Here is a 20,480-nt window from a genome sequence, read left to right as displayed (position 1 = left end):
GGCAAGGCAACGATAGTTCAGCTGTTTTCACATTTTTTTTACAACTGAAAGCGTTGCACAACGTCCGACTTGTGCCACAGCACTGGCAGGATGTTTCTCAGGGCCTGCGGTTCGCCGCTGGTCCAGAATGCCGCATCACGCGCCGGCCCCGCTGCCAGAAGATCGCGTGCGGCCAGCAGGCGTTGCAACTGGCGCGCCACGGCGGCTCCGGTATCGATGATGGCCACATCGGCGGGCACCATCTGTGCCAGCAGCGAACGCAGGAACGGGTAATGGGTGCAGCCGAGGATCAAGGTATCGCAGCCAGCGGTGAGCAGCGGCTGCACATAACCCAGCAGCAACTGGCGCAGCTGCGGGCTGCCGAGGTCACCGGTTTCGATCAGCTCGACCAGTCCCGGGCAGGGTTGGGTGACCACTTGCACGTCGTTGGCGAAACGGTCGAGCAAGGCGGCAAACTTGGCACTCTGCAAGGTGCCGGTGGTGGCCAGCACGCCGACCACGCCCGAGCGGGTGGCGGCGGCAGCAGGCTTGACCGCCGGCTCCATGCCGACCAAGGGCCAGTCGGGGTACAGCTCGCGCAGGTCGCCGACCGCAGCCACGGTCGCGGTATTGCAGGCCAGGACCATTGCCTTGGCACCTTGCGCCTGGAAGAACTCGGCGATGCGCCGGCAGCGCTGGCGAATGTAGTCCGCAGACTTTTCGCCATAAGGCACATGACCGCAATCGCCCACATAGAGCAGCGACTCATTGGGCAACAGGCGCTGGATTTCGGCGAGCACCGACAAACCGCCGACCCCCGAGTCCATCACGCCGACCGGCGCCGAGCGATCAGCCATCGCGCTTGCCACACACGGCACAAGCCGGGTCTCGCTTGACCCGCAACTCACGCAGGCGCGTGCCGAGGGCGTCGATCAACAGCAGGCGGCCTATCAGCGGTTCACCGAAGCCGGCCAGCAGTTTCATCGCTTCCAGCGCCTGCAGGCTTCCCACCAGTCCAACCAGCGGGCCGATCACGCCGGCTTCGCTGCAGGTCAGCTCATCTTCGCTGCCGTGGCCGTACAGGCAGTGGTAGCAAGGGCTGTAGTCACGACGCGGGTCGAACACCGACAACTGGCCTTCCAGTCGGATCGCCGCGCCACTCACCAGGGGTTTACCCGCTGCGAAGCAGGCCGCATTGACCGCCTCGCGGGTGCCGAAGTTGTCAGAGCAGTCCAGCACCAGGTCGACCGCAGCCACAGCAGCGGCCAGGGAGTCTTGGTCCAGTGCCTGGCGGTGGGCGACCAGCGCGATCTCGGGGTTGATCGCCTGCAGCCGCTGCAGCGCCGAATCCACTTTGCTCATGCCGACGCTGTCGCTGTCATGGATGACCTGGCGTTGCAGGTTGGTCAGGTCGACGGTGTCGAAATCGGCCAGGTGCAGCTCACCTACGCCCGCAGCCGCCAGGTACAGCGCCACTGGCGAGCCGAGGCCACCGAGACCGACGATCAATGCCTTGCTGCGCTTGAGCCGCAGTTGGCCATCGATGTCCACCTGGGCCAGCAGGATCTGCCGGCTGTAACGCAACAGCTCCTGATCGCTCAACATGGCAGACGCCCCAGTGAAATACGCTCATGGCCGCCCAGGTCCTTGCGGCTGGCCACCTCGGTGAAGCCTTGTGCGGCCAACAGGGCACGCACGTCCGTCGCCTGGTCGTAACCGTGCTCGAGCAGCAGCCAGCCACCCGGCACCAGGTGCTCAGGCGCCTGGGCGACGATCACCCGCAGGTCATCAAGGCCATCGCTACCAGCCACCAGCGCACTGCTGGGCTCGAAACGCACGTCGCCCTCGACCAGGTGCGGGTCTTCAGCGCGGATGTATGGCGGGTTGCTGAGAATCAGGTCGAAACGTTGCCCGGCGAGGCTGCCAAACCAGTGGCTGACCAGCACCCGGACGTTACTCAGGCCCAGGCGCTGGCGATTGCGCTCGGCCAAGGCCACGGCCTCTTCGACGCGGTCCACCGCCGTTACCTGCCAGGCCGGGCAATCGCTGGCCAGGGCCAGGGCGATGGCGCCAGTGCCGGTGCCCAGGTCGAGGACCTTGGCAGGCGATGCGGGCTGCAGCTCCAGGGCGGTTTCGACCAGCAGCTCGGTATCCGGGCGTGGAATCAGCGTATGCGGCGCCACTTCAAGGTCGAGCTTCCAGAAGCCCTGCTGCCCGAGGATGTAGGCCACCGGCTCGCCGGCCCGGCGGCGCTGCAGGTAGCTGGCGTAGGTCTCGGCATCTTCGCTGCTGACGATGCGCTCGGGCCAGGTGTGCAGGAAGCTGCGCGACTTGCCGATGGCAGCGGCGAGCAGCAGTTCGGCGTCCAGGCGTTCGCTGGGCGAGTCCGGCAGCTGCGCGTTGCGCAGGAGGCTGGCAATGATGGTCATCAGTCCCCCAGGGCAGCCAGCTGGTCGGCCTGGTATTCGGCCAACAGCGGTTCGATGACGGCCTCCACGCCACCGGCAAGGATGTCGTCGAGGGAGTACAGGGTCAGGTTGATGCGGTGATCGGTCACCCGTCCCTGTGGGTAATTGTAGGTACGGATGCGTTCGGAGCGGTCACCGGAGCCGACCAGCAACTTGCGCTCGCTGGCGATGGCGTTCTGCGCGGCACTGGTCTGCATGTCATTGAGCTTGGCCGACAGCCAGGACATGGCGCGGGCGCGGTTCTTGTGTTGCGAACGCTCTTCCTGGCACTCGACCACGATGCCGGTGGGCAAGTGGGTGATGCGGATCGCCGAGTCGGTCTTGTTCACATGCTGACCACCGGCACCCGAGGCACGGTAGGTATCTACACGCAGGTCGGCCGGGTTGATCTCGATTGCCGCTTGCTCGTCAGGCTCGGGCAGCACGGCAACGGTGCAGGCCGAGGTGTGGATACGGCCCTGGGATTCGGTTTCCGGCACCCGCTGAACACGGTGCGCGCCAGACTCGAACTTGAGCTTGCCGTACACGTTGTCGCCTTCGACACGGGCGATGATCTCTTTGTAACCGCCGTGCTCGCCTTCGTTCTCGGAGAGAATCTCCAGGCGCCAGCCGCGCTTCTCGGCGTAGCGCGAGTACATGCGGAACAGGTCGCCAGAGAAGATCGCCGCTTCGTCACCGCCAGTACCGGCACGGATCTCGAGGAATACGTTGCGGCCATCGTTGGGATCCTTGGGTAGCAGCATGCGCTGCAGGTTGGACTCCAGTTCGACCAGCTGCTCCTTGGCTTCGCGCACTTCTTCAACGGCCATTTCGCGCAGGTCGGGGTCAGCGTCCTTGAGCAGCGCCTGGGCGCCTTCAAGGTCGTCCTGCACCTTGCGCCATTCTTTGTAGGCGGCATGAACCGGCTCGACTTCGGCATATTCGCGGGAATAGGCGCGGAAGCGGGTCTGGTCGGAAATCACTTCGGCGTCACCGAGCAGCGCGGTGAGTTCCTCGAAGCGGTCCTGGAGAATCTCCAGTTTGTTCAGCAGCGACGCTTTCATTGCGGGGATTTGTCCGTCGAGCCCTCGTTGAGGGCAAAGAGTTCCTGGGCCATGGCCAGCGCATCGAGGCGGCCCTCGGCCGAGAGCTTTTTCAGCTGCACGCTAGGGGCATGCAGGAGTTTGTTGGTCAGGCCCCGGGCCAGTTGCGCCAATACTTCTTCGGGGTTGCCGCCATTGGCCAGCAGGCGCTGGGCCTTTTGCAGTTCTTCGTCGCGCAGGCGCTCGCTTTGCTGGCGGTAGGCGCGCAGCACATCGACCGCGGCCAGTTCGCGCAGGCGCAGCATGAAATCTTCGGCGCCCACCGAAACCAGCTCTTCGGCGGCCTGGGCTGCACCCTGGCGGCTCTTGAGGTTTTCCGCGACCACCTCGTGCAGGTCATCTACGGTGTACAGGTAGACGTCGTCGAGTTCGCCCACTTGCGGCTCGATGTCACGCGGGACGGCGATATCGACCATGAAGATCGGTTTGTGCCGGCGCTGCTTCAGCGCGCTTTCCACCGCGCCCTTGCCGAGGATCGGCAACTGGCTGGCTGTGGAGCTGATGACGATATCGCTGTTGGCCAGCTCCTGCGGGATGTCGGCCAGCAGCACGGCATGGGCACCGAACTGCTCGGCGAGGATGCTCGCCCGCTCCAGGGTGCGGTTGGCCACGACGATGCGGCGCACACCTTGTTCATGCAGGTGACGGGCGACCAGGGTGATGGTTTCGCCGGCACCGATCAGCAGGGCCTGGCTGCGGCCCAGGTCGCTGAAGATCTGCTTGGCCAGGCTGACCGCAGCGAAGGCCACGGAAACCGGGTTTTCGCCGATCGCGGTGTCGGTGCGCACCTGCTTGGCGGCGCTGAAGGTAGCCTGGAACAGGCGCCCGAGCAGCGGGCCGATGGTGCCGGCCTCACGCGCCACCGCATAGGCGGACTTCATCTGACCGAGGATCTGCGGTTCGCCGAGCACCAGCGAATCGAGCCCGGAGGCGACCCGCATCATGTGCTTCACCGCATCGTGCTCTTCGTGGACGTAGGCGCTGGCGCGCAGTTCGTCCAGGCTCAGCCGGTGATACTCGGCCAGCCATTGCAGAACGGCGTCGGCGGACAGGTGGTCCTGCTCTATATAAAGCTCGCTACGGTTGCAGGTCGACAGGATCGCCGCCTCACGGCTGGCGGTCAGTCGGCAGAGCTGCTGCAGGGCGTCGACCAGCTGCTCTGGGGTAAACGCCACGCGCTCGCGTACGTCTACCGAGGCAGTCTTATGGTTGATACCAAGTGCAAGAAAGGCCATGCAAGGTCGCTGGTTGTGACGAGAAGCCGATAATTGTCCTCTTTCGCAGGTTTTAGAACAACCACCGTTCGCTATTGTCGTGATAGGGCGGACCAACCTGGCCCCAGGGAGCCCTGTCCACGCCCCGCCCGAAAAAACCCCACCGCCAAGGCAAGCGCAAAATCTGTGGGAGCGGGCATGCCCGCGAAAAGGCCAGAGCAGGAGAAGCGAATCCCCCAGTCGCCTCCCCTCGTGACACTCTCCGCTCCGAGCGTCCATAAGTCACAAGGGAATATTTCCTACAATTAGCACCTGTCAATGAAACTTCCCGACACATCTAAGGCAAAGTTATCCACAATCTTGTAGTCCATTTCCCAAATGGATGTCCCTCTATTGCCTTCCCGATATCGGTGCCTAGCCTGCCAATCACTGACCGGGCCAAGTCCGAAATTTCGGGGTATGCGGATAAGGTTGCCGGGGTGGGCAAAGCTGCGCGCCTGATCAAGAATGGCAGCTATATCGGTGTAGCACTCGGAGTGGGAGCTACGGGACTCGAGATTCAGAAGGCCTGTACCTTGGGGAGAGAGGAGGAATGCAGCAGAGCGCAGTTCGTCGAGACTGCATCTTTGGTTGGTGGTTTAGCAGGTGCTAGCGCTGGAGCATATGCTGGCGCATATATTGGCCCAGCGGTGTGCGCAGTTCTGGGCGTCGCCAGTGGTGGGACAGGCACACTTGCTTGCGCAGTTGCGGGAGGAGCTATAGGAGGAAAATCTGCTGGTGATTACGCTGGAGAAAAGGGCAAATCCTTCGGTGAATTTCTATATCGGGAAAGCCTGAAGTGAATACGACCTGGGAACCGGGAATAGTGGGGATTTCAATCATTGTCCCCATGGCACTCACATTCATTACCCAGTGCTACGTTGCTCAAAAATACACCGAGCTTTTTGAGTCTTTTCTATCAAATTGCAAATACGTCATAGATAACAGAAAAATCTACAGGTTCGCGGGCCTGCCAGGAAAGCTGATACGCACTGGTTCCATATCGGTAGTATTGGCAACCCCCAAATTGTTCATATGGCGAGGACTCGCTAACGCAGAGGAGGTCAAGGCTTTCCCCCGAAAGCATCGACGCATTCTTCTTTGCCTGCTGGCCTTGCATCTGACGCTGCTCTCTGCGCTCGTGCTCTCCCACTTCCTGTTTCCCGTTAAATAGCCGAATCAACGGAGCGATCTACACCACCGAACCTCTCACCTACCCCGCTGTCCGACCTAGCACCACCCAAGCTGTAAACCACGACCTTCGCAGGTGGGTTTGCCCTCGCGCTTGTGTCATCATGCTCCGACCGCCGGTTAGTCTTTTTAAGCCTCTCTATGAACAGACCCTACGCACTGCTGCTTGCCTTCGCCCTGCTCCAGGGCTGCCAGAGCCTGGCCCCGCAAAAGGCCGAGCCTCCCGCCGCCGAGGCCGAGGCGAAGAAGCCCGTGGTGTATGGGTCGTTCACGCAAGACACTCTTTATAGCCTGCTGGTGGCCGAACTGGCCGGCCAGCGCAACCGCTTCGACATCGCCCTGGCCAACTACGCCGACCAGGCCGAGAAGACCCAGGACCCGGGCGTTTCCGAGCGCGCGTACCGGATTGCCGAGTACCTCGGCGCCGACGAGCCGGCGCTGGACAGCGCACTGATCTGGGCCAAGAACGACCCGGACAACCTCGACGCCCAGCGCGCCGCCGCCATTCAGCTGGCCCGCGCCGGCCGCTACGACGACTCCATGACCTATATGGAGAAGGTGCTGCAAGGCCAGGGTGACACCCACTTCGACTTCCTTGCCCTGTCCGCCGCCGAAACCGACCAGAGCACCCGCGACGGCCTGATGCAGAGCTTCGATCGCCTGCTGGTCAAATACCCGGACAACAGCCAGTTGGTGTTCGGCAAGGCGCTGCTGCTGAACCAGGACGGCAAGGCCCAGCAAGCCCTCGACCTGCTCGAAGCGCACCCGGCGCAGAATGGCGAAATCGCCCCGATCCTGTTGCGCGCCCGCCTGCTCCAGGCTCTGGACCGTGGGCCGGAAGCGCTGCCGTTGCTGCGCGGGGCAATCCGTGACAACCCCGATGACAAGCGCCTGCGCCTGACCTATGCGCGCACCCTGGTCGAACAGGACCGCATGGCCGACGCCAAGGCCGAATTCCTCAGCCTGGTCCAGCAGTACCCGGATGATGACGAAGCGCGTTACTCCCTGGCCTTGGTGTGCCTGGAGATGAAGGACTGGGATGAAGCCGAGGTCTACCTGCGCGAGCTGATCGAGCGTGACAGCAACGTCGACGCCGCCCGCCTCAACCTGGGCCGCATCGCCGAAGAGCGCCATGACCCGGCCGGCGCCCTGCGCGAATACGCCCTGGTCGGCAACGGCCCGGATTACCTGCCGGCGCAACTGCGCCAAGCCGACATCCTGATCGCCAACGGCCGCGGCACCGAGGCTTCGCGCCTGCTCGCCGAGGCCCGCGAGGCGCAGCCGGACTACGCGGTGCAGCTGTACCTGATCGAATCGGAAAGCTACAGCAACAACAACAAGGACGCCCAGGCCGACCAGGTGCTGCAGCAAGCCCTCAAGCGCTACCCGGACGACCTCAACCTCCTTTATACCCGCGCCATGCTCGCCGAAAAGCGCAATGACCTTCCGCTGATGGAAAAAGACCTGCGCGCCATCATCGCCCGCGAGCCGGACAACGCCATGGCGCTGAACGCCCTCGGCTACACCCTGGCCGACCGCACCACCCGCTACGACGAAGCGAAGGCACTGATCGACAAGGCCCACCAGCTGACCCCGGACGACCCAGCCGTGCTCGACAGCATGGGCTGGATCAACTATCGCCTGGGCCACCTCGAAGAGGCTGAAGACTACCTGCGCCAGGCCTTTGCTCGCTTCCCCGACCACGAAGTGGCCGCTCACCTGGGCGAAGTCCTGTGGGCCAACGGCAAGCGCCGCGAAGCCCGCCAGGTCTGGGCCAAGGGCTTCGAAGCCCAGGCCGACAGCCCCATCCTGCGCAAGACCCTCCTGCGCCTGACCGGATCCGAGACTCTTTAACGCCATGTTTCTGCGCCATTGCATCACCTTCACCCTGATCGCCCTGCTGGCCGGCTGTGCCGGCTTCGGTAGCCGTGAGGCCTTGCAGGGCCACGGCGACCCACAGCAGTGGCGCGCCCACAAAGAGCAGCTGAGCAGCCTCGACGGCTGGCAGATCAACGGCAAGGTCGGCATCCGCGCCCCGCGCGACTCCGGCAGCGGCACGCTGTTCTGGCTGCAACGCCAGGATTACTACGACATCCGCCTGGCCGGCCCGCTCGGCCGTGGCGCAGCTCGCCTGACTGGCCGCCCGGGTGGCGTGGTGCTGGAAGTGGCCAACCAGGGCCGCTATGAAGCCGGCAGCCCCGAAGCCCTGCTGGAAGAACAGCTCGGTTGGCAGCTGCCGGTCTCGCACCTGGTCTGGTGGGTACGCGGCCTGCCCGCCCCCGACAGCAAGAGCAAGCTGACCCTGGATGGCGACAGCCGCCTGGCCAGCCTCGACCAGGATGGCTGGCAGGTTCAGTACCTGAGCTATACCGAGCAGAACGGCTACTGGCTGCCGGAACGCATGAAGCTGCATGGCAAAGACCTCGACGTGACCCTGGTGGTCAAGGACTGGCAACCGCGCCAGCTGGGGCACTGATCCATGCACACGCTCACCCTGCCCGCCCCGGCCAAGCTCAACCTGTGGCTGCACATCATCGGTCGCCGCGCCGACGGTTACCACGAGCTGGAAACCGTGTTCCAGTTTCTCGACCATGGCGACGAGCTGAGCTTCGCCCTGCGCGAAGACGGCGTGATCCGCCTGCATACCGAAATCGAAGGCGTGCCCCACGACAGCAACCTGATCGTGCGCGCCGCGCGTAAATTGCAGGAACAGTCCGGCACCCGGCTGGGTGCCGATATCTGGCTGACCAAGGTACTGCCCATGGGCGGCGGTATCGGCGGCGGCAGCTCGGATGCGGCGACCACGCTGCTGGCGCTGGCCCACCTGTGGCAGCTGGACTGGGACGAAGACCGCCTGGCCGCGCTGGGCTTGAGCCTGGGCGCCGATGTGCCGGTGTTCGTCCGTGGCCATGCCGCCTTTGCCCAGGGCGTCGGTGAGCAACTGACCCCGGTCGACCCGGAAGAGCCGTGGTATGTCGTCCTGGTGCCGCAAGTGTCTGTCAGCACAGTAGAAATTTTTTCACATCCACAGTTGACACGTGATTCCCTCCCCCTTAAGATGCGCCCCGTTCCCAAGGGAAACAGTCGAAATGACTGCCAACCGGTGGTAGAGCAGAATTATCCGGAAGTTCGCAACGCGCTGAATTCACTGGGTAAATTCACAGAGGCTCGACTAACCGGCACTGGAAGTTGTGTGTTTGGGGCCTTCCCAAGCAAAGCCGAAGCTGATAAAGTTCTGGCCCTTCTTTCAGCGACCCAAACAGGGTTTGTGGCGAAAGGAAGCAATATTTCGATGTTGCATCGCAAGCTGCAAAGTCTGGTCAAGAAGTCGAGCGCATAAGCGTTCGCAGCAACAGATACAGGGGCGTCGCCAAGCGGTAAGGCAGCAGGTTTTGATCCTGCCATGCGTTGGTTCGAATCCAGCCGCCCCTGCCATTTTCCTTATACTCATCCAGGTATACCCTCAGCCTTCAGGTACTGCGCGTGTCCAAGATGATGGTCTTTACGGGGAACGCTAACCCCGATCTGGCTCGGCGTGTCGTACGTCAGCTGCATATCCCTCTCGGTGACGTCTCTGTCGGTAAATTCTCCGACGGTGAGATCAGCACTGAGATCAATGAAAATGTCCGCGGTAAAGACGTCTTCATTATTCAGCCGACCTGTGCCCCGACCAACGATAACCTGATGGAACTGGTAGTGATGGCCGACGCCTTCCGCCGCTCCTCAGCATCCCGAATCACCGCCGTGATTCCGTACTTCGGATATGCCCGCCAGGACCGCCGTCCGCGTTCGGCACGTGTAGCCATCAGCGCCAAAGTCGTTGCTGACATGCTCACTGTCGTGGGTATCGACCGTGTTCTCACCGTCGACCTGCACGCTGACCAGATCCAAGGCTTCTTCGATATCCCGGTCGACAACATCTACGGCTCGCCCGTACTGGTCGACGACATCGAAGACCAGCGTTTCGAGAACCTGATGATCGTTTCCCCGGACATCGGTGGCGTTGTGCGCGCACGCGCCGTTGCCAAGTCCCTGGGCGTCGACCTCGGTATCATCGACAAACGCCGTGAAAAGGCTAACCACTCCGAGGTCATGCACATCATCGGCGACGTCGAAGGGCGCACCTGCATCCTGGTAGACGACATGGTCGACACCGCCGGCACCCTGTGCCACGCGGCCAAAGCCCTGAAAGAGCACGGCGCTGCCAAGGTTTACGCCTACTGCACGCACCCTGTCCTGTCGGGCCGCGCGATCGAGAACATCGAGAAGTCGGTACTGGACGAGCTGGTGGTGACCAACACCGTTCCGCTGTCTGCCGCTGCTCAAGCCTGTGACCGTATCCGCCAGCTGGATATCGCACCGGTTGTCGCTGAAGCGGTCCGTCGCATCAGCAACGAAGAATCGATCAGCGCGATGTTCCGCTAAGCGGAACGCGTGTTGATGTGAAGCGCCCCGCCCCAGCATGTGTTGGGGCGGGGCTTTTTTGCCATCCCCGTCTGGCGCTGGTCGCAAACGCCATTCGGGAGGCTATTTTGGAGAAGCAAAATGACTGATTTCATCCTGAACGCCCAAGCGCGTACTGACCTGGGGAAAGGTGCGAGCCGCCGCCTGCGTCACTCCGCCAGCATCCCTGCCGTTGTATACGGTGGCGATAAAGAAGCTCAATCCCTGACCATCGTGGCCAAGGAAATCGCCAAGCTGTTCGAAAACGAAGCTGCCTTCAGCCACGTTATCGAACTGAACGTCGACGGCGCCAAGCAGAACGTCATCGTCAAGGCCATGCAGCGCCACCCAGCCAAAGGCTTCATCATGCACGCCGACTTCGTTCGCGTCGTTGCCGGCCAGAAGCTGACCGCTGTTGTTCCAGTGCACTTCATCAACGAAGAAGCACCGGTCAAGAAAGGCGGCGAGATCTCGCACGTCGAATCGCAGATCGAAGTTTCCTGCGAAGCCAAGGACCTGCCAGAGTTCATCGAAGTCGACCTGGCCAACGCCGAAATCGGCACCATCATCCACCTGTCGGACCTGAAAGCTCCGAAAGGCGTAGAGTTCGTTGCTCTGGCCCACGGTGATGACAAAGCTGTTGCCAACGTTCACGCTCCGCGCGTTTCCGCCGAAGCTGCTGAAGAAGGCGCTGCCGAGTAATCCACTCGCGCGCCGGTGTTGATCGGGTTACAGTGCGCCCCGCGCCCTGTAACCCACCAACTCCAAGGAAGAGCCCCTGACGTGACCGCCATCCAGTTGATCGTTGGCCTGGGTAACCCCGGCCCCGAATACGAACAGACCCGGCATAACGCAGGGGCTCTTTTCGTTGAACGCATTGCCAGCGCCCAGCGTGTATCGCTGACCGCTGACAAGAAGTATTTCGGCCTGACGGCTAAGTTCAGCCATCAAGGCAACGACGTTCGTCTGTTGATCCCCACCACCTACATGAACCGCAGCGGCCAGGCCGTGGCGGCATTGGCCAATTTCTTCCGCATCAAGCCGGAAGCGATCCTGGTGGCACACGACGAACTCGACTTGCCTCCGGGCGTTGCCAAGCTCAAGCGCGGCGGCGGCCATGGGGGGCACAACGGCCTGCGCGACATCATCGCGCAGCTCGGCAACCAGAACGACTTCCACCGCCTGCGGCTTGGCATTGGCCACCCGGGCGACGCCAAACTGGTCTCCAACTTCGTCCTGGGCCGCGCGCCGCGCGCCGAGCAGGAGAAGCTCGACGCCAGCATCGATTTTGCCCTCGGCGTGCTGCCGGACGTGCTGGCTGGCGACTTCGCCAAGGCCATGCGCGAGCTGCACAGCCAGAAGGCCTGATTTCCTAGAGAGGGGAATACCCATGGGTTTCAATTGCGGCATCGTCGGCCTGCCCAACGTCGGCAAGTCCACCCTGTTCAACGCCCTGACCAAGTCTGGCATCGCGGCGGAGAACTTCCCTTTCTGCACCATCGAGCCGAACAGCGGCATCGTGCCGATGCCCGATGCGCGCCTGGCGGCGCTGGCGGAAATCGTCAAGCCTAACCGCATCCTGCCGACCACCATGGAGTTCGTCGACATTGCAGGCCTGGTGGCCGGTGCGTCGAAAGGTGAAGGCCTGGGCAACAAGTTCCTCGCCAACATCCGCGAGACCGACGCCATCGCCCACGTGGTGCGCTGCTTCGAAGACGAGAACGTGATCCACGTTTCCAACAGCGTCGACCCCAAGCGCGACATCGAGATCATTGACCTCGAACTGATCTTCGCCGACCTCGACAGCTGCGAGAAGCAACTGCAGAAAGTTGCTCGCAACGCCAAGGGCGGCGACAAGGACGCCCTGGCGCAAAAGGCGATCCTGGAGAAGCTGATCCCGCACTTCACCGAAGGCAAACCAGCGCGCAGCCTGATGAAGCACATGGCTGACGACGAGAAGGCCATGATCCGTGGCTTCCACCTGCTGACCAGCAAGCCGGTGATGTACATCGCCAACGTCGCCGAAGACGGCTTCGACAACAACCCGCACCTGGACGTGGTCAAGGCCATCGCCGAGGAAGAAGGCGCGGTCGTGGTGCCGGTGTGCAACAAGATCGAGGCGGAAATCGCCGAGCTGGAAGACGGCGAAGAGAAGGACATGTTCCTCGAGGCCCTGGGCCTGGAAGAGCCTGGCCTGAACCGCGTGATCCGCGCCGGTTACGAGCTGCTCAACCTGCAGACCTACTTCACTGCCGGCGTGCAGGAAGTGCGCGCCTGGACCGTACGCGTCGGCGCCACCGCCCCGCAGGCCGCTGGAGTGATCCACACCGACTTCGAAAAAGGCTTCATCCGCGCCGAAGTGGTCGCCTATGACGCCTTCATCCAGTTCAAGGGTGAAAGCGGTGCCAAGGAAGCCGGTAAATGGCGCCTGGAAGGCAAGGACTACATCGTCAAAGACGGCGACGTGATGCACTTCCGCTTCAACGTCTAAACAGCAACTTGTATTTCACCGGACCTTACCGGACACAGAACCCCTTGAGGAATGAAGCCTCAAGGGGTTTTTCTTTTCCGAAAAGGTCCGACAAGAATCTATACGATCCACATATTTACCGGGTACGCTACCGGGTATCGAAAAATTCACCCACCCATATAACCGGGTATAACAGGATTGAGCAGCCATGCCGCTTACCGATACCGAGTGCCGTACCGCCAAGCCCAAGGAAAAGCCCTACAAGCTCACAGATGGCAATGGCCTTTACCTTGAGGTGAAGCCTAACGGGGTTAAGGCATGGCGCTATCGGTTCGAGCTGAACGACGGAACCGGCAGGAAGGAAAGCGTGTTCGCGATTGGGGGCTATGTAATCGCGCCCAAAGGGGAATCACCCGAGCACGCCGAAGAGCGCCGCAAAGGGCGCCGCTTCACTCTTGCGGAGGCACGCGATGAGCGCGTGAAAGCCCGCGCCCTAGTCATACAGGGCATCAATCCCGCGCACCACCGGCAACAGGAGCGGGTGAAGCGCGACCACGAGAAGGCCATTACGTTTGAAGCCGTCGCCAAAGAGTGGCTTTCACTGAAGGACTGGGAGGAGATCACCAAGTCCAGACGACTCAACATGCTTGAACGCGTCGTTTTTCCCAAAATAGGCGATCTGCCGATTAAGGCCATCACCCCCGTGCACATTCTGGAAGTGCTCAGAGCAGCTACTCAAGACAATGGCCCATCTGTTGCCCAGGAAGCCAAGCGGAGCATGTCCGGAGTTTTCGAGCTGGCAATTTCCACGCTGCGAGCCAGCACCGACCCGGTACACCCCGTTCGAAAAGCCCTGCCAGCTAACAAGACTCAGCACAAACGCCCTCTCTCCACCGAAGAAATTGGCCAACTGTTACGCGATGTCGAATCTCACGGCGGGCGCCATGAGACCCTCTGCGCTTTCCAGCTCATGTGGCTGACTCTTTGCCGCCCCAATGAAGCTGTAGAGGCTCAATGGGCAGAGTTTGACCTGGAGAAGGCGCTTTGGCGCATTCCCGCCGAACGGATGAAAAAGCGCAAAGATCACACAGTGCCACTGCCGCGACAGGCAGTCGAAATACTGCGAGGCCTGCATTCCATAACAGGAAAATACACCCACGTATTTCCTCACCGCGACGTACGCACCCGCCCAATGGTTGCGGCCTCATTCCGCCAGATGCTCAACACACTAGGCTGGGGAGGTAAATACAGCCCGCATGCCACGAGGACAACGGGCAGCACCAGACTCAATGAGATGGGCTATTCAGCAGACTGGATCGAAAGACAGCTCGCCCATACCGAGCAAAACGCTGTCCGCCGCACCTACAACCATGCCGAGTATTTGAGTGATCGAGCCATGATGATGCAGAGATGGGCGGACATGCTGGACAGCTGGAAAAAGGAAAACCCTTAGACTGACTTGAAAGACACGTCCGTGACCACTTTTACACCTTCGGGCTTTTTAACCATATCAGAATCATCAACATCGAGCCCCTCATTGCCTAAGGTAAAGGACACAACCCAAACAAACTGGCCGAACTCCGACTCAGCTGTGAAGGTTACTGACCACTCCTCCGAGCCATCTTTATTTTTCAGGCCTGATTGCTTTTTCTGATCCCCCTGGGACAGTTTGCTGGCAGAAATTTGATGCGGAACGCGGTTTACCTCAAAAACGAGCTGACCTACTGGCTTAACTTGCATATTTCCTCCCATGTCGAAGCAGAGGACTATAAACGAGCCGCTTAACAGGCACTACTGAGTTGAGCGCAGACGCCCGATGATGGCCGGGTGGAGCGAGCACATCCAGCAAGCAGCTGCCGGCAACCTTGCGATGTCGGCTATCAAGGAAAAGCGGGACAGAAAGGTCGTTTCGATACACTGATGGATGGTCTGCTGCCGACCAGAGCGCATAACCGCCCAGACATAAAATCGGGTATCCGGATTAAGTGGTTGATGGGCCTTCCAGCCCCATCCAACCCTTAGTCCTTCCAGAAGGTTGATAGATCGACACCGAAGTTCTTCTCAGGCTCGGGGAGTCCCATGTTGTAGGTCATGGTGGCTCTGCCCAGAAACGGGGATTCCTTGACTTGTGGCGCCTTCTTCTTGTGCTTGGTGGTATAGAGCATCCGGGCTCGCATTACCTCGAACGAATAGCCCCGGCCATCACGGTTTTTGTCCTTGGCTAGGCGGTTTATCGACTACGTGAAAGCGTTGGTGATCGGGATGTCGGTCTCAAAGTAGGTCAGCATCTCTTCACGCCAGCCACTGACGGCGCTGACGAGATCCTTCCAAACCTCCTTCTGCCCCTGAGGGATGTTGTCAATCCAGGTGGCGAGAGCCTGTTCGGCACCACGCCGATTGGTACAGTCCCAGATATGGTAGAAGCGCTCCTTGCGCTCGTAAGCCGCCAAGAGCTGGGGGGAATGCTCCTGTCCAGGTCTCCATGATGAGCCGTTCGCGGTCTGAAACGTCGTGAGCGCGCTTCAGCAGGATTTTCCGGTCACCTTTGAGGGTCCGGCGCTGATTGGGCTTCAACTCCTTCCTTAGGCCTTTGCGGATCTTCTCTAAGGCCTCGTTGGCCATGCGCACGACGTGGAACTTATCGACCACGATACGGGCCTGTGGCAGCACCGTCTGGAAGGCGCGGCGGTAGGGCTTCCACATGTCCATGCTGACGATCTCGACCTGGTGGCGGTTGGCCATGCTCATGAGGCGTCTTGTCACCCTCTCTTGCTGACGACCGGGTAGCAGGTCCAGCAGGGTGCGCTCTTCCAGATTGGTTAGGATGCAGCAGAGCCCTTGGCAGCAGTCGTGCATCAGGAACGTACAGCTGGCTCATGAAGGCGTGCCGCCTTATCAAGGCCCAGGACGCGCCTATTCCGGAAGTCAAGCATGCGATAGCGAAGACGCTAGGCGATTCAGCGGCGGCGGCTGCCTGGTTGATGTCGTATTTCCGCCCAAATAAAGAGGGCGACACCGAGGAAGATCCATACGTCCGCTAGGTTGAACGATGGCCAGTGCCACTGGGCATAGTGAAAATCGAGAAAATCCTCTACGTAGCCTAACCGCAAGCGATCTGCGACATTGCCCAACGCGCCGCCGAGGATCGCACTGAGGGCGAGCCGATAACTCAGTACGCGTGGTGAACGCCAAAGCCAGTACACCAGTAATATCGAGATAACCAGGGCCAGTCCGATGAAAAGCGGCTGCTGCCAACCGCCGACATCCGCGAGAAAGCTGAAGGCCGCCCCCGTATTGTGGCGGTGGACCCAATTGAAGAAGGGTGCGGCAGGCACGCTTTCACCATGCGCTAGCATGGTGCTGGCAAGGTACTTGCTCGCCTGATCGACAAACAGTAACAGGAGCGAGAGCCACAGCCAGCGCATCGCCTTTCCCGGCTCGTGGGCTTTCTCTGCGAGCCGACTGCCATAAGTAGACATATCCCCTTCCTCCTGACCCAATCTAGAATTTGCTCGCTGCTAAATAACAAGCGTCATGTACCCAACCGATGATGCCGACGAATTCGACGGAGCAGGAGCAGGCCGAGTCCGAGTGCGGTCAGGCCAAGGACAGGCCAATCCCGCCAGCGCACATAAGGGGGCGCGCCAGTTCGCGGTGTCACTTCGGCGCTGAGGGTGGCCACTTCGAACTGCGGAGCACGCTTGAGCACTTTGCCCTCATGATTGATGGCTGCTGTGATACCGGTGTTCGTGGCTCGAAGAAGGTCACGTCCGGTTTCGATGGCACGCATGCGTGCCATCTGGAAATGCTGGAGGGGGCCGAGCGAGCTGCCGAACCAGGCATCGTTGCTGACATTCACCAGTAACTGCGCTTCGGGCAGAAGCTCAGTGACTTCGGCACCAAAGACCGCCTCGTAGCAGATGAGTGCCCCTACGGGCACCCCTGCTGCATTCAGGACGTGCGCTTCCCGTCCCGGTGTGAAGTCGGACATGGGCGCCCCGAGCACGTCGAGGGCCGACCCCAAAAGATCCCGAAACGGAACATATTCACCGAAGGGCACCAGGTGGCGTTTAGTAGTAGAAGCCTGAGGGATCGGAGAGGCTTACCACGGCGTTGTAGGTACGGCCCTCCGCCTCGCGTACCGGGACGCCAATCATTAACGATGTGCCTGCCTGATCGGCTAACGCCTCAAGCTCAGCAAGATATGCTTTGGCCTGGTCATGCCACATCGGGATTGCCGCTTCTGGCCAGATCACGATATCGGCTCCGAGATGCTGCGCGGTAAGCGCCTGATAGCGCTCAAGTGTGATGTCCCGGTATCTCGGGTCCCATTTCTTGTCTTGCGCGATGTTTCCTTGCAAGAGGACGACATCGATCGGGTCAGCGGCTGGCTGCGTCCATTCACGATCCAGCAGTTGCAAGCCGGCGAGGGTAGCGACTAACACGGCACCGACTACCGCAGCACGGCGCAGGCTTGGCCCCTGGACAACCCAGGCAAGCCCGCCAGCGAGAAGTGCCACCAGTAAACTCACGCCAAGCACGCCAAAGACGGGAGCGATAGTGGCAAGTGTGGTGTCGGTCTGGCTGTAGCCAATGAAGAGCCAGGGAAAGCCGGTCAAGAACCAGGTGCGCATCCATTCACTCAGCACCCATGCCGCAGGTAGCCCTAGCCAGAGTGCCATTGCATCCATCTCAGGGCGCAGGCAGCGCACGAGGTACGCGACGCCCCATGGAAAGAGGGCGAGCAGCGAGACAAAGGCCGCCGTGACTAACACCGCCACCACGGGGCCATTGCCGTACTGGCTAATGCTGATAAAGACCCAGGAGACACCCACGCCGAAGTAGCCAAGGCCAAAGAGGTAGGCCGACCACAGCGCCTGACGCCTTGAAGACTGCGCGGTCAGGACAAAAAATGTTGCCAGAGCGATCACCGCAAGCCATGCCCAGCCCACAGGGGCAAAGGCAAGCGGCATGGCGCCTCCAGCAAGTAGAGCCATCCCCCCTGTCAGAAGCGGCTTATAGCGCACGCCCGTGTATAGGCTAGAGGGTAGCGCGCACTTATCACCCAATGCTCTCTCGCCTCCGAATCCAGGATCAACCCTGTGGCTCATGCTTTCTTGCTCCGCTTAATCAAGCTGCGTCAATTCATTCGGCCGGCTGGCCAGGGTGGCAAAGTGAATGTTTCTGGACTCGACTAGGTGCGCCGTAAGCTGGGAGCTGCTTCGTATTCGGCCAGCACGACAGTGGCTGTGTTGGGGAGCAGTACGTTAGCTTTGCGATACCACCCCTTCCAAGCCCGCTGATACCAGAACGAACAGGACGAAGCCGCCTATGAAAGCCAGCGGTGAGATGTGCGTATCGTCACCGCTCTCGTGAGCCTCGGAGACCATATCTTCGATGGCAGCGACCGTGAGAAGGCCTGCCGTGAACGTCAGTGCCGCTAGCTTAAATGCCTCCGGCTGGTTCCTGAGTACGAAGTAAGCAAAGACGGCTGCCGAGAGCACAGGAATCGCGAAGGAAGCAGAGAGCAGTATCCGCTTGCTACGAGGGATTCCTTTATCTTTCATGGTGGCGATCGTCGCAAAGCCCTCAGGAACATCGGCGAGAACCTGACCCGCCGCCAGGATTATCGCGACCGACGGTGAGACCGCCGACCCCGCCCCGATCAGGAGGCCATCGCTGAACAGGTCGATGGATACGGCGATATAGATCATCCAGACACTCGTCTGACCGCCTTCTCCCTGCTGGCCTTGTCGCTTCTGGAGACTCTCAACGAGCTTCTCGATACCTACGTAAGCAATGCCGCCCAGCGCGAAAGCGAGGGCGATTACCCAGGCTGAGAGGTTCTCTAGCACGCGCGGCATGATTTCAACCGCCACCACCGCAATGACGAGGCCGGCAGCGCCGTGAAGGGCGTAATTGAGACGGCGCCCGGTAGTTCGGGAGGCCTCCGCAGCGAGCCCACCACTAAAATTGCCTAAGGCGGGCAACAGCGCCAGGCCGAGTACCAGCCAGATACTATCCATCATCTTCCTTCCTTGGTTGATTCCTAGATACGCTACCTTGCTGGCTCCGAGCCTTCGCGCTATATGCTGTCGTTCAGGCCTAGCGCGCTTGTACAGCCACTTCGATCAAGTGTCCCAGGCATCGATAGCTGCGTACCGTGCAGCCTCACCCCTTGAGCGCCAGGATGCGCCGAGCGCCGTTGAGGACGATCAGGCCCACGATGGTACCGATAATCAGGTCAGGGTAGCTGGACCCCGTCCAGGCGACCAAGGCACCGGCGGCGATGACGCCCATGTTGATCACCACATCATTGGCCGAGAATATCCAGCTTGCCTTCATATGCGCGCCGCCTTCGCGGTGCTTGGATATCAACAGCAGGCAACCGGTATTGGCGATCAACGCGACGAAGGCGATCGCCATCATCATCAGCGATTCAGGCTCACTACCGAAAACAAAGCGTCGCACCACCTCGACGAGTACGCCGATAGCCAAAATCAGTTGCAGTACCCCTGCCAGATGCGCGGCACGTACCTGCATTTTCGCACTGCGCCCTACGGCATAGAGAGCCAGGCCATAGACGGCTGCATCGGCAAACATATCCAGGGAATCAGCGATCAGGCCGGTAGACTGGGCGATCAGGCCAGCAGTCATTTCCACCACGAACATGATCGCATTGATACCGAGCAACACGCGCAGAGTGCCTGACTCCTGCGTAGCAGAGACTGCCGAGCTCTCAGCGGCCTTGATCGTCTCTGGGTCGGCAATGACGGTTTCCTGAAGAGAGGCGCCTAGCCCCAAGGTCGCCAGTTTCGCGGTAATGGGCTCAGCCTCGCCGTCATGCACGACCTCCAATCGGCGGTTCGACAAGTCGAAGGACAGCGTTCGAATCTCATCAAAGCCGTTCAGCGCCAAGCGGATCATCCGTTCTTCTGAGGGACAATCCATCTTCGGCACAGCATACACGCTGACCCATTCCCCTGACGCTTCGGAGGAGACCGGCATATCGGTATCCGCTGCAGGCGTTGCATCGCAGCTACATGGGCCACCACAGGCTTTACTCACGATACGGCTCCAGTTAACCAACATAGATTGCTAGTATTAAAAACTATATAGCTACTATAAGGTCAATGGGACAGATGATCCGTTGAGGAGTAAGCCTGATGCGCATTGGTCAGTTAGCCCAGATAGCGGGTATCGACACGCAGACGATCCGCTTCTATGAGCAGCAGGGCCTGTTGCCGCCGCCTGATCGGCAGGACAACGGTTACCGTGTCTATACCGAGAAGCATGGTGAGGGGCTGGCCTTCATCCGTCGCTGCAGAATCCTGGGCCTGTCACTGGCTGAGATTCACGAACTACAGAGCTATGAGGACGACCCTCATCAGCCTTGTACCGCCGTCAACGCCTTGCTCGATGATCACATCTCTCATGTGCGGTCGCAGATAACCGCTCTGCAAGCGCTTGAGAAACAACTCGTTTCACTGAGAGCGAGTTGCAACGATGACCGGGAAGTTGAGGCGTGTGGGGTTCTTGCTGGAATTAGCGAAGGAAACATGCACCAGCAGTAGGTGAAGCATCAACCAGATAA

At 60.7% G+C, this 20,480-nt stretch carries 20 protein-coding genes, 1 tRNA gene and 2 pseudogenes; 11 read left to right on the top strand and 12 right to left on the bottom strand.

What is annotated here, in order from left to right:
- Positions 1 to 38: 38 nt before the first annotated feature.
- Genes murI through hemA form a run of 5 tightly spaced genes read right to left on the bottom strand, consistent with a single transcriptional unit; the run spans position 39 to position 4,764 of the window.
- Positions 39 to 836, bottom strand: a complete 798-nt coding sequence (gene murI, locus ACTORR_RS18390) for a glutamate racemase (RefSeq protein WP_054887465.1) — start codon at positions 834 to 836, stop codon at positions 39 to 41.
- Complete coding sequence (locus ACTORR_RS18385; protein ID WP_054887464.1) at positions 829 to 1,584, bottom strand: molybdopterin-synthase adenylyltransferase MoeB; 756 nt, start codon at positions 1,582 to 1,584, stop codon at positions 829 to 831. The genes murI and ACTORR_RS18385 overlap by 8 nt, the downstream gene beginning before the upstream one ends.
- Entirely contained in the window at positions 1,578 to 2,408 is an 831-nt protein-coding gene (gene prmC, locus ACTORR_RS18380; RefSeq protein WP_054887463.1) for a peptide chain release factor N(5)-glutamine methyltransferase, read from the bottom strand. Before prmC ends, ACTORR_RS18385 begins: the two co-directional genes overlap by 7 nt.
- Complete coding sequence (prfA, locus tag ACTORR_RS18375) at positions 2,408 to 3,490, bottom strand: peptide chain release factor 1 (protein WP_054887462.1); 1,083 nt, start codon at positions 3,488 to 3,490, stop codon at positions 2,408 to 2,410. The genes prmC and prfA overlap by 1 nt, the downstream gene beginning before the upstream one ends.
- Positions 3,487 to 4,764, bottom strand: coding sequence for a glutamyl-tRNA reductase (hemA, locus tag ACTORR_RS18370; protein ID WP_054887461.1), 1,278 nt, complete (start codon positions 4,762 to 4,764; stop codon positions 3,487 to 3,489). Before hemA ends, prfA begins: the two co-directional genes overlap by 4 nt.
- 1,350 nt (positions 4,765 to 6,114) lie before the next feature.
- Here hemA and ACTORR_RS18365 point away from each other — a divergent pair.
- The 9 genes from ACTORR_RS18365 to ACTORR_RS18325 all read left to right on the top strand — a co-directional run bounded on the left by ACTORR_RS18365 (position 6,115) and on the right by ACTORR_RS18325 (position 14,339).
- The gene (locus tag ACTORR_RS18365; protein ID WP_099815029.1) at positions 6,115 to 7,827 is read left to right on the top strand and encodes a tetratricopeptide repeat protein; all 1,713 of its coding nucleotides are present in this window, start codon (positions 6,115 to 6,117) and stop codon (positions 7,825 to 7,827) included.
- Between the two features lie 4 nt (positions 7,828 to 7,831).
- On the top strand, positions 7,832 to 8,449 hold the full coding sequence (gene lolB, locus ACTORR_RS18360; RefSeq protein WP_054887459.1) for a lipoprotein insertase outer membrane protein LolB: 618 nt from the start codon (positions 7,832 to 7,834) through the stop codon (positions 8,447 to 8,449).
- Between the two features lie 3 nt (positions 8,450 to 8,452).
- A complete protein-coding gene (ispE, locus tag ACTORR_RS18355) occupies positions 8,453 to 9,313 on the top strand; it encodes a 4-(cytidine 5'-diphospho)-2-C-methyl-D-erythritol kinase (RefSeq protein ID WP_054887458.1) in 861 nt (286 codons plus the stop codon).
- 20 nt (positions 9,314 to 9,333) lie between these two features.
- Positions 9,334 to 9,408, top strand: a tRNA-Gln gene (locus ACTORR_RS18350).
- A gap of 48 nt (positions 9,409 to 9,456) precedes the next feature.
- Entirely contained in the window at positions 9,457 to 10,398 is a 942-nt protein-coding gene (locus ACTORR_RS18345; RefSeq protein ID WP_003247410.1) for a ribose-phosphate pyrophosphokinase, read from the top strand.
- A 120-nt stretch (positions 10,399 to 10,518) separates the two neighbouring features.
- Positions 10,519 to 11,118: a 50S ribosomal protein L25/general stress protein Ctc gene (locus ACTORR_RS18340; RefSeq protein WP_099815031.1), complete on the top strand. Its 600-nt coding sequence runs from the start codon at positions 10,519 to 10,521 to the stop codon at positions 11,116 to 11,118.
- Positions 11,119 to 11,199: 81 nt separating this feature from the next.
- On the top strand, positions 11,200 to 11,784 hold the full coding sequence (gene pth, locus ACTORR_RS18335) for an aminoacyl-tRNA hydrolase (RefSeq protein ID WP_009686183.1): 585 nt from the start codon (positions 11,200 to 11,202) through the stop codon (positions 11,782 to 11,784).
- Positions 11,785 to 11,806: 22 nt separating this feature from the next.
- Positions 11,807 to 12,907: a redox-regulated ATPase YchF gene (ychF, locus tag ACTORR_RS18330; protein WP_441343755.1), complete on the top strand. Its 1,101-nt coding sequence runs from the start codon at positions 11,807 to 11,809 to the stop codon at positions 12,905 to 12,907.
- A gap of 187 nt (positions 12,908 to 13,094) precedes the next feature.
- A complete protein-coding gene (locus ACTORR_RS18325; RefSeq protein WP_009686181.1) occupies positions 13,095 to 14,339 on the top strand; it encodes a tyrosine-type recombinase/integrase in 1,245 nt (414 codons plus the stop codon).
- Here ACTORR_RS18325 and ACTORR_RS18320 read toward each other — a convergent pair.
- Positions 14,336 to 14,626 (bottom strand): hypothetical protein, encoded by a 291-nt coding sequence (locus ACTORR_RS18320; RefSeq protein WP_009686180.1) that lies wholly within the window; start codon positions 14,624 to 14,626, stop codon positions 14,336 to 14,338. The two genes, ACTORR_RS18325 and ACTORR_RS18320, sit on opposite strands and share 4 nt — an antisense overlap.
- Positions 14,627 to 14,684: 58 nt before the next feature.
- Here ACTORR_RS18320 and ACTORR_RS18315 point away from each other — a divergent pair.
- Positions 14,685 to 14,807 (top strand): annotated as a pseudogene (locus ACTORR_RS18315) (integrase); the annotation flags it as partial.
- Between the two features lie 97 nt (positions 14,808 to 14,904).
- On the opposite strand, the pseudogene ACTORR_RS18310 reads toward ACTORR_RS18315, so the two are convergent.
- The 6 genes and pseudogenes from ACTORR_RS18310 to ACTORR_RS18285 all read right to left on the bottom strand — a co-directional run.
- Positions 14,905 to 15,715 (bottom strand): annotated as a pseudogene (locus ACTORR_RS18310) (ISL3 family transposase); the annotation flags it as partial.
- Between the two features lie 128 nt (positions 15,716 to 15,843).
- Complete coding sequence (lspA, locus tag ACTORR_RS18305) at positions 15,844 to 16,365, bottom strand: signal peptidase II (RefSeq protein ID WP_008930575.1); 522 nt, start codon at positions 16,363 to 16,365, stop codon at positions 15,844 to 15,846.
- 53 nt (positions 16,366 to 16,418) lie between these two features.
- Positions 16,419 to 16,946 (bottom strand): apolipoprotein N-acyltransferase, encoded by a 528-nt coding sequence (gene lnt, locus ACTORR_RS18300; RefSeq protein WP_441343754.1) that lies wholly within the window; start codon positions 16,944 to 16,946, stop codon positions 16,419 to 16,421.
- 10 nt (positions 16,947 to 16,956) lie between these two features.
- Entirely contained in the window at positions 16,957 to 17,859 is a 903-nt protein-coding gene (gene lnt, locus ACTORR_RS18295; RefSeq protein ID WP_441343753.1) for an apolipoprotein N-acyltransferase, read from the bottom strand.
- A gap of 294 nt (positions 17,860 to 18,153) precedes the next feature.
- Positions 18,154 to 18,915, bottom strand: a complete 762-nt coding sequence (locus tag ACTORR_RS18290; RefSeq protein WP_009686175.1) for a ZIP family metal transporter — start codon at positions 18,913 to 18,915, stop codon at positions 18,154 to 18,156.
- Positions 18,916 to 19,057: 142 nt separating this feature from the next.
- Positions 19,058 to 19,954 (bottom strand): cation transporter, encoded by an 897-nt coding sequence (locus ACTORR_RS18285; protein ID WP_008928737.1) that lies wholly within the window; start codon positions 19,952 to 19,954, stop codon positions 19,058 to 19,060.
- Positions 19,955 to 20,052: 98 nt separating this feature from the next.
- Here ACTORR_RS18285 and cadR point away from each other — a divergent pair, with 98 nt between their 5' ends.
- The gene (cadR, locus tag ACTORR_RS18280) at positions 20,053 to 20,460 is read left to right on the top strand and encodes a Cd(II)/Pb(II)-responsive transcriptional regulator (protein WP_009686174.1); all 408 of its coding nucleotides are present in this window, start codon (positions 20,053 to 20,055) and stop codon (positions 20,458 to 20,460) included.
- The last annotated feature ends 20 nt before the right edge of the window (positions 20,461 to 20,480 follow it).

It is taken from the genome of Pseudomonas sp. SAR267 (genome assembly GCF_052077595.1).
Lineage (GTDB): Bacteria > Pseudomonadota > Gammaproteobacteria > Pseudomonadales > Pseudomonadaceae > Aquipseudomonas > Aquipseudomonas vlassakiae.
Note: the sequence above shows the minus strand (reverse complement) of the source record. Positions and strands in the feature narration are given on the sequence as shown.